Origin of the sequence: Streptomyces spongiae (assembly GCF_009377185.1) — a bacterium.
Lineage (GTDB): Bacteria > Actinomycetota > Actinomycetes > Streptomycetales > Streptomycetaceae > Streptomyces > Streptomyces spongiae.
Genome location: NZ_VJZC01001061.1, coordinates 1 through 1,364, shown reverse-complemented (window position 1 = coordinate 1,364; position 1,364 = coordinate 1). Strand labels below are relative to the sequence as shown.

The 1,364-nt window shown below is 72.7% G+C and carries 1 protein-coding gene; it reads left to right on the top strand.

The window, feature by feature from the left end:
• Window positions 1-172: 172 nt before the first annotated feature.
• Window positions 173-1,364, top strand: a 1,192-nt coding sequence (locus FNH08_RS50110; protein WP_152778678.1) for a sensor histidine kinase, incomplete at its 3' end; no start/stop codon positions are given.

Here is a 1,364-nt window from a genome sequence, read left to right as displayed (position 1 = left end):
CGGTTTTCGTGTCCTTCGTGGGAAGGACACGAAAACCGCGCGTACTGCGTTCTCAGTAGGCGGGTTGTCGGCAGCCGCACGACGACGCCACGGGTCCCTCCCCGGGATTCTGAGACGGTCGTCCCAGACTCGATGTCTCACGATGGTCCCAGCCCACCGACCGGAGAGCCCGATGAGCAGCATCAGCCTGGATCGACCCACGCCGCGTCAACGACGGCTCATCGACTCGGTGTGCCTCGTCGTGCTGTTCGGCTTCGCGCTCCTCGGCGCCATGCTCAGGACACCGGGCGCGGAGCAGCCGGGCGACGCGGGCACCGCCGCGCTGCTCGCGGGGCTCTCCTGCGTCGCGCTCCTCGGTCACCGCCGCCACCCCCGCATCGCCGTCGCGGGGACCACACTGTGCGCCGCGGCGGCGAGCGCGCTGGGCTACCTGCTCAATCCGCTGCTGCTGACGCCGGTCATGGCGGCGCTCTACGCCATGGCTCTGCGGACCGACCGCAGGACGACCCGCGTCCACCTCTTCGCCACCGCCGCCGTCCTGGTGACCACGGCGGTGGCCGCCGACCCGGTCGACCATCCGCTGATCCTCAGGACGATCGGCCCCATGGCCTGGGTGCTGCTCCCCGTCGTCGCCGGCACCGCGTCCCGGCTTCGCGGCAAGTACCTCGACGCCGTACAGGCGCGCGCCGAGTACGCCGAACGCACCCGCGAGGAGGAGGCACGCCTGCGGGTCACCGAGGAGCGGATGCGGATCGCCCGCGACCTGCACGACGTCGTCGCCCACCACCTCGCCCTCGCCAACGCCCAGGCCGGTACCGCGGCACACCTCGCACGCACCCGCCCCGAGCAGGCGGAGAAGATCCTCACCGACCTGGCCGGCACCACCGCGTCGGCGTTGTGCGAGCTCAAGGCCACCGTCGGTCTGCTGCGCCAGGCGGACGACCCGGACACCTCCCTTCAGCCCGCCCCCGGCCTGGCCCGTCTGCCCGAGCTGACCGCCGCGTGCCGGGCCGCCGGAGTGGAGGTCACCGTGACCACCGAGGGAGAGCCGCGGCCGCTGTCGCCGGGTGTGGACCTGACGGCGTTCCGTATCGTGCAGGAGGCCCTCACCAACGTCACCAAGCACGCCGCCGCGGGAGCGGCCCACATACGGCTCCGCTACTCCGGCGACCGGTTGACCGTCACGGTCACCGACGACGGCACCGGCACGGCACCCGCCGACCCTGGCCCCGATCGCGGCTTCGGACTCATCGGCATGCGTGAACGCGCCCAGTCCGTCGGCGGTGTGCTCCAGGCCGGCCACCGCCGTGAGGGCGGCTTCGAAGTGACCACCGAACTGCCCCTGCACCTGGCCGCCCCGGACC